The sequence below is a fragment of the Actinomycetota bacterium genome (genome assembly GCA_040905475.1).
In the GTDB taxonomy this organism is placed as follows: Bacteria; Actinomycetota; AC-67; order AC-67; family AC-67; genus DATFGK01.
The window spans coordinates 33,930-41,147 of the sequence record JBBDRM010000050.1; the positions used below are offsets into that span (position 1 = coordinate 33,930).

Consider the following 7,218-nt stretch of genomic DNA (forward strand, 5'->3'; position numbering starts at 1 on the left):
GGTCGACCCTCGAGACCTTGGGAAGCTCGCGAGACACGCGTCAAACGTCTCGATCGCCGACATCACATGAGACTCGACGCACGAATCGAGAGCGCTGTGAGCAGGTCGAGGCGGTTCACGCAACGTCGGCTTACGTCCACCAGAAGCCCCATTTGAAACTCTTTTCTCCACCGAGGAGACCCGGCCTGGGCGGTCAGGGCTCAAGCCGTGTTGTTCCTGAGATCATCCGTCGTCAGGAACGCGTAGCCGCGAGTGAAAGCGATCGTGCCCGCGACCACGTGGTCGACGGGCTCGAGGATCGCGGAGAACGGCATCGACGTGATCGTGGAGCCGGGGCCCGGGATCGCCCCCTCGAGGCGAACCGTCGCCGTGCCGACGATGGGGTCGGGGAATTCCGTGAGCGGGGTACGCCGCACGTCATAAAGCGGCACGAGAGACGCCGGCGTGAACTTGACCATCGCGGGGTCGTGCGTCGGCACATTCTCGTCGTACGGGCGCGTCTGGACGAACAAAGGCTCGCCGTACTGCCCCCAGGCCCGAACCTGCTCGACGTGCTCGCCGGGAGGACCGAGCTCTTCGGGTTTCCATGAGATGGTAAGCACGTTGCCGTCCTCGATGGTTGTTGAGCCCGGCCCGCCCGCCTGACCGTCGGCCTTCCCCCATCCGGTGGCGGCGGCGGCCCAGGTTCCGTCCTCCAGGCGGCGCAGCGATGCGTCGGCCATGTACTTCGGCAGACCTACGCCGCGGCCGGCGCCGTACTGCGACGGGTCGTTCAGCGGCTGGGCGAGATCCCACCAGCCCTCCGAGTAAGGGAATCCCTCCGCCGCGGGGAAACCGACGCGTATCGCGACCGATCCTTCGGCGTACCCAGCGCCGGGATCCGTATCGATCGAGCTCGTCGGGTTCATCGGAAGGTCCAAGCGGAACATCAATACGGCGATCTCGCGGCGACCGGACGGCGGCGGCGTGAACGGCGGCGGGATCAGCGAGTCGTAAGAGGCCGTCGCGGCCTCGCCTTCGCGCAGCGGGAGGATCGCCGCGACCGACCATACGTCGATCGCCGGATACGCGATCGAGAGGCAGTCGGGATCGGGCGGCACGCGTGATGCGCACAGCGCCTCGATCAGGCCCGGCTGGAGTTGTGGTTCCGCCGGCGCCGCGAAGGAGACGGCGAGGATCGCCATCAGGATCGAGATCAGTCGCCGCGCCGGTCTCATAGGCGAACCCCTCTCACGGTCGGTAGGCGATCAGGAACTCGTTCGCGGCCGCGTACACGGTGTTGCGCGCGATCGCGACGCCCGCACTAGTGACGTCGGCGTTGAGTAACAGCGCGCCGACATCGGCGTGCATCGGTCGATGCGCTACAGGTACGCCGTCGGCCGCGCGGTAGATGTCGAGGAAGCCCTTGGTATCGGTGGTGTAGACCAGACCGTTGGCGTAGGCGACGCCGTTGTAGTGGAGAAGGTCCACTATGGGCGAGATCCATTCGTAGGCGCCGTCGTGGGCGGTCAGCGAAACCATATGGCCGGGCAGGCTCGCGCCCACGAAGATCGACGTTCCGTCCGTTGCCGCCGTCGACGCGTTCCCGTAGAAGAACGGCGGTGCCAGCGGGGCCGTCCACACCTTCTGCATCGTGTCGGCGCGCGCGACGTGATAGACGCCGGCCTTCTGCAGGGCACCGACGTAGGTGCCGTCCGGCCCCGCGAAGATCTGTGGCGACGCGCCGAAGTCGAGGTCCATCTGTACACACAGCACACTTCGGACATAGACGTCGAAGTCGCGCCCGACGAAGTCTGGTCCGATCGCGGAGCCGTCGTTCGGGAAGCAGGTCGGCGGATCGGGCAGCGGCAGGTAGCGTTCGGGCAGCCCCTGGTAGGCACCCACGATGCGGCCGAACGTGGGCCGTGTGCGGTCGACGTCGAACTTGAGGATGGCGTCGGTGTGGGGATGCTGCCGGTTGCCGGCGTCGGGATTCGATGTTCCGACGTACGCGTGCTTCGTCGCCGGATCGACGGCCGGGGTCGCCCAGACGCCTCCACCGCGGTACCCCTCCGAGTAGTCGGCGTCGTCGATCGTGTAGGTCTTGATCAGTTGCTCGCCGGTGACCGCATCGAAGATCGTCCAGCCGCCGCGGTTCGTTGTGCCGGTCTGATCGCCGTTGAATGCGGCGATCACGATCCCATCGAACGCGATCGGGCTGGCGCAGTTGTAGACGAGCTCCGTCGTGTCGATCACCTGCGACCAGAGCACGTGTCCCGTTGCTTGGTCGAGTGCGGCCAGATACGGGCTTCCCGCCTGGCTCACGATCACGTAGACGCGACCGTTCTCGACCGCCGCCGCACCGACGATACCGGTGCAAAGGAGGCCCGCGTCTTCCACCGGCAGCTGCGTCGCCCATACGACCTCGCCGGAGTCGGCGTTGAGCGCGAACACCCACCCGTCGGTCGTCCCGATGAAGGCGCAGCCGTCGGCGATCACGGCCGTTCCGTTGATCACGCCGGCCGCTCCCTCCTGCTGGGAGACCTGAAAGTGCCAAGCCTTCTGCAACGCCCCGGCGTTCGACGCGTCGATCAGGGTCTCCGCCGGTTGCGAGCGCGTGATCTGTAGATCGCCGCCGTAGCGGGTCCACTCGCCGCCCGGTGCGGGGTCGGCGCAGGACACCGCCGAGCGTGCGCCCCCCGGTGCGACGACGAGCGCCGCAAGGGCGAGCAGGGGAAGGACCCTGGTGATTCCTCTGCTCCTCCGGGTCACGCTGGTACTCCTCCTTAGAACGGCGGCGGCATGTCGCAGCGGTGGAACCAGGGGAGGCTCTCGAGCGGGGCGGCTACGGCCCGCTCGCCGGGCCCTGTGTATAGCTCCCCCGTCTCACCGTGCTGCCAGCAGCCGGCGGGGAAGTAAACGGGACGCGAGGTCGCGCCCTTCGTCACCACGGGCGCGACGAGCACTTCCTCGCCGAGCATCCACTGCTGGTCCTGCTTCGCAGCCTCCGGATCGTCGGGGAAGGCGAGCCACATGGGCCGCTGCATCGGCATCCCGGTGTCGGCCGTCTGCTCCCACAGCGCGAGCACGTATGGCCGAGCCCGCATGTGAAGTCGCGCGGCGGCGATCCACCGCGACAACGTCGGCTCGTCGAACGACCATGGCATCTTCGTGCCGTTCGAGAACGAGTTGTGCACCCGGAAGAACGGAGTCAGGGCGGACCATTGCGACCAGCGCGTGAACAGTTCCTCGTCGAGCTCATCGGTCGACCAGGAGTCCAGGTAGCCGCCGATGTCGGTGTTGAAGCCGACCGCACCGCCGATCGCCCGATTGAGCATGTCCGTCGCGAGCGCTGCGATCCCGTTCGAGCGGCTCCAATCGGGATGCTCGTCGCCGGGGAACGTCGACGACTCGTAGGCAGCAGAACCCGGCCGGCCGGTGAATCCGGCGCGGACGTACATGAATATCGGCCCGCGCTCGGGATGCTCAGTCTCAAAGCGATCGACGATGGAGCGCGTCACCTGATGGAAAACAACCGGGAACCGGTTGTGCATCGTGACGCCCGTCTCCCCGTTGTGGAAGACCATGTCCTCCATCACCTGCTCGCCGAAGTCCTGCATGAAGCCGTCGAAGCCGAGATCGAGCATGTGCCGGATCTTCCGCTCCTCCCACCAGGCGACGGTATCCGGATTCGTGAAGTCGAGGAGCGCCGCCGGCCCGACCGCAACGCCGATCCACGGCGCGCCGCCAGGGGTCATCGCGACCAATCCCCGGGAGACCGCGTCTTGGAATGTCCCGTCCGCATCGAACGTCCCGTCGTCACTCACGAAAGCGCGTACGTAGCCGATCGGACGGATGTCGCGCGCGGTGAGCCACGCGTTCGTCTCTCGCACGAAGTCCTCGGGTAAGCCGTCCCATCCTTCGTAGGAGTAAGCCTCGACCGGCATCCCGGCTTCGGACATGTAGCGTTCGATCTCGACCAGATCCTCGGCTACCTTCGTCTGATAGTCGTACGCGCCGGAGACGGCTCGCTTCAGCGTGGGGCCCATCGCCCATGCCGGCGGGACGCGCTGGCGCCCCGTGATCGCGGTGATCGCGCGGATCGCCTCCGGCGCCGGGCCGACGGCAACCGTGTAGTCGAGCCCATCACGCCGCACATCGAGGCGCCACGCGTCGTCGCGCTCGGCGGCCATGCGCCAGCGCGTGAGGGCCGTCTCGTTGGCGAGGAACCCGTACGGCCGCGATGAGACGAACATGTTCTGGACGTAGTAGGCGGCCGTAGGGCCATTGGGGAAGAGGTAGTCCTCGTCGCCGACGTCGGGGATCGGGTCGACGAGCGGCTTCAGCGGGCCCTGGTTGAAGTTCTCCTCCTCGACCCACGCATAGAAGTCGTTACCGTGCTGGTCGAGGGTGTTGTGGCGGCCGCCGAAGCCATGGAACGCTTCGTCCGGACCCGAGGAGAACGCGTCGCCCATCGCGACGACGCCGGCCGCGGGCTGCGGCGTAACCTGCACACGCAAGGCGCCCGGCCCGTCCGAGGAGATGGTCACCCCGAGCGTGCGGCCGGGCTCCGTCGTGGATAACGTCATCGCGAGCGTTCCATCCTGCTCGACGGTCTCAAGAACGGCCGTCGCGTGATGTACGACGCCGCCGCGGACGCCGGCGAGCATGTTGCCCGTCCAGAACAAGACCGGCCACTGCGTTCCTTTTTCGGCTCCGACCTCGTAGGCGAACGGCGCGTAGGCCGCGACTTCGGGGAGCTGATCGACGCCGCCGGGTTCCGGGGCGAGGTTCGCCGACGGCATCGCCTGCATCAGAGGCGGCGTGACCTGCTCGAGCACGGTTCTTCCCGACGTGTCTTGGAAGGCGAGTCCGAAGGGCGAGTCTCTGACGACGACGCGCGCGCCGTCGAACTCATGTGTCACGCTGGACGGGGAAGCGCCCGAGCCGCCCGGCACAGCCGCCACCAGTGCAGCGGCGATGCACCACGCCGCGCGCCGAGCCCCGCGCCGCGCCGTTCCCGTACCAGCCATAAGCAGGGGGTTCGCAGTGAGACGCCGTCTCACCTGCCCGCGCGCTGAGACGATTTTCGATTTGTCCCACACGACCGAGGGACGGGACGATGCCGAGACGACACGCAGGTCTTCGTACTCGCCTAAAGGGATCGCGATCCGTCTGATCGGTCCGCCGTCCGCAAGAGCAGCCCGATGATCTCAACCGCCAGGTCGAGGTCGGGCTCGTTGTCGGCGATCACGTCTGCGTAGAGGAAGCTCTCCCCGATCCGAACGATGAGATAAGCGAGCGTGTGTGGATCCATCGTTAGGGCGAGACGGCCCCGGTTCGTCTCCTCGGCCAGAGCGCGCTCGGTCAGCCCTACGAGCCCAGCCTGTACCGGGCCGTGTTTCGACGTCAGAATCCGCAGCGCAGCCTCCGGCTCCTGCTCGAGGAGCCGACGCAATGCGGGTTGCGCGTGCACAAAGCGCATGAAGCGGTCGGCGACGGTTAGGACGCGGGCCGCGCCGTGCAGTCGTGTGGTCTCCTCCAGCGCGGGCACCATCGCTCGCCTTGTGAGGTACCAGATCACCTCACCGAGCAGCCGCTCGCGGCTGCCGACGCGCCGGTAAAGCGTAGCGCGTCCCATGCTCAGCTCCGAGGTCAGCGCGCCCATGTCGAGACGGCGTCCGTCGAGAAAGGTTGCCAGTGCCGCCTGGAAGATCGGGGGCGGTATCGTCGCGGGCATCTCGATGCCCTCGGGGATGAGCAGGAGAGTGCTTTCGCGGAGGGTTCCGATCGCTCGCGCTCGTGCTCGGTCCGGCGACATCGCGTCAAGCGTAGCGGGGGCCGGCCGTGGTCTCATGCCTTATCGGGGCGTGAGTGATTCCAGCGCGCTGCCAACCTATGCAGAGTCCGCTATCTAGCGAAAACAGCAGGTCCAGGCGGCTCATCACATCGTCCGCTTACCTCCACGAACTGTCATTGATGTACTGAGCAGTAGAGGACTTTCTTCCTGCAGCAGGATCGAGCAGAGCCGCGGTCGGGCCTGAACCCGCTCTTGCATGGGAACCGTGAAAGGATGTAATCCGTCCGCCGTGAGGAGCGGGCACCCTTGATCGGGTCGTTCAAGGATGACGCGACCAATGCCCTTTTCGACGGCGAGCGCGGGAAGGCAGTTCGGCGCATCCCGTCGGACATCCGGTCGGTTGCTGTGAGGAAGCTGGACATGCTCAACGCCGCTCACGAGCTCGGCGACCTCCGGGCCCCACCAGAAACAGGCTGGAAGCCCTCAAGGGAGATCTGAAAGGCAAACACAGCATCCGCATCAACGACCAGTGGCGGCTCGTCTTTCGATGGAAAGCCGGGCAGGCGCACGAGGTAGAGATCGTTGACTATCACTGAGGAGATCTGATGTTGCCCAACAAGCGAGTCCCGATCCATCCGGGTGAGGTCTTGAGCGAGGAATTCCTCAAGCCGCTCGGACTTACTCAGGTTGCCCTCGCCGCCCATCTGAGCGTTCCGATCCAGCGCGTCAACGAGCTGATCCGAGGCAAGCGAGGCGTGACCCCGGAAACGGCCTGGCTGCTCGCGGGTGCGTTCGGCACGTCGCCGGAACTCTGGTTGAACCTTCAGGCCAATCATGACCTCGCCAAGGCGCGGCCGAGTCGGCGCGTCCGTCAACTCCCCGCGACTGCCTGATCATGCTCAATCGTGCGGCCCTGATCCTTCGCTACAAGCAGCCGTTCCTCGATTGGATCAACGGGGTAGACCCGTCGCCGGAGTCGCACATCATGACGCCGTCAATCCTGGACCAAGAGAGAACGGTCTACCTTGTTGAGGTCGAGGACGAAAAAGAGCTCGAGGAGTGGCTGGAGCTGAATCACGAAGCGCTCTTCGAAGAGGAACTCTTTGGGTGGTACACAGATCCGGGGTTATGGCCGCGGGATCGCTCGTTGAAGCAGTTCCGGGAGTGGTGCTCACCAGAGTTCCATTCGGTGGTCGTTGATACCGGGCGCTCTCCGCTGGAAGACGACGATTCATAGACTCAGCGCCGGGACAGGCCAAGCTCGGGCAGCGGCTGTCCTGCGGCGCTGGTCAAATCACGAACTGACAAAGCTGCTCCCGAAGGTTCGAATTGTGACCCGTTAGTTCCACCGCTAGCCCGCGGGTCCTCGCAGGAGGAAGGACTTCGTGTCGCCCTTGCCCTTCAGGTCGACGGTTCCTCGTGGTTCGAGGTCGAAGGTC

At 66.0% G+C, this 7,218-nt stretch carries 6 protein-coding genes and 1 pseudogene; 3 read left to right on the top strand and 4 right to left on the bottom strand.

The window, feature by feature from the left end:
* Nucleotides 1-200: 200 nt before the first annotated feature.
* From WEB06_04115 to WEB06_04130, 4 genes are all read right to left on the bottom strand, one after another.
* Complete coding sequence (locus WEB06_04115) at nt 201-1,217, bottom strand: hypothetical protein (GenBank protein ID MEX2554800.1); 1,017 nt, start codon at nt 1,215-1,217, stop codon at nt 201-203.
* Nucleotides 1,218-1,230: 13 nt separating this feature from the next.
* Complete coding sequence (locus WEB06_04120; GenBank protein ID MEX2554801.1) at nt 1,231-2,751, bottom strand: PQQ-binding-like beta-propeller repeat protein; 1,521 nt, start codon at nt 2,749-2,751, stop codon at nt 1,231-1,233.
* A 14-nt stretch (nt 2,752-2,765) separates the two neighbouring features.
* A complete protein-coding gene (locus WEB06_04125; protein ID MEX2554802.1) occupies nt 2,766-4,946 on the bottom strand; it encodes a TIM-barrel domain-containing protein in 2,181 nt (726 codons plus the stop codon).
* A gap of 188 nt (nt 4,947-5,134) precedes the next feature.
* A complete protein-coding gene (locus WEB06_04130) occupies nt 5,135-5,800 on the bottom strand; it encodes a QsdR family transcriptional regulator (protein MEX2554803.1) in 666 nt (221 codons plus the stop codon).
* A 285-nt stretch (nt 5,801-6,085) separates the two neighbouring features.
* On the opposite strand from WEB06_04130, the pseudogene WEB06_04135 reads away from it, so the two are divergent.
* From WEB06_04135 to WEB06_04145, 3 genes and pseudogenes are all read left to right on the top strand, one after another.
* Nucleotides 6,086-6,375: pseudogene (locus tag WEB06_04135) on the top strand (type II toxin-antitoxin system RelE/ParE family toxin).
* 9 nt (nt 6,376-6,384) lie between these two features.
* On the top strand, nt 6,385-6,672 hold the full coding sequence (locus tag WEB06_04140) for a HigA family addiction module antitoxin (protein ID MEX2554804.1): 288 nt from the start codon (nt 6,385-6,387) through the stop codon (nt 6,670-6,672).
* A gap of 2 nt (nt 6,673-6,674) precedes the next feature.
* Complete coding sequence (locus tag WEB06_04145) at nt 6,675-7,016, top strand: hypothetical protein (GenBank protein MEX2554805.1); 342 nt, start codon at nt 6,675-6,677, stop codon at nt 7,014-7,016.
* The last annotated feature ends 202 nt before the right edge of the window (nt 7,017-7,218 follow it).

Coding starts and splice junctions, on each gene's coding strand:
- WEB06_04145 (MEX2554805.1), top strand. CDS start 6,675: ATGCTCAATCGTGCGGCCCTGATCCTTCGCTACAAGCAGCCGTTCCTC.
- WEB06_04130 (MEX2554803.1), bottom strand. CDS start 5,800: ATGTCGCCGGACCGAGCACGAGCGCGAGCGATCGGAACCCTCCGCGAA.
- WEB06_04140 (MEX2554804.1), top strand. CDS start 6,385: ATGTTGCCCAACAAGCGAGTCCCGATCCATCCGGGTGAGGTCTTGAGC.
- WEB06_04115 (MEX2554800.1), bottom strand. CDS start 1,217: ATGAGACCGGCGCGGCGACTGATCTCGATCCTGATGGCGATCCTCGCC.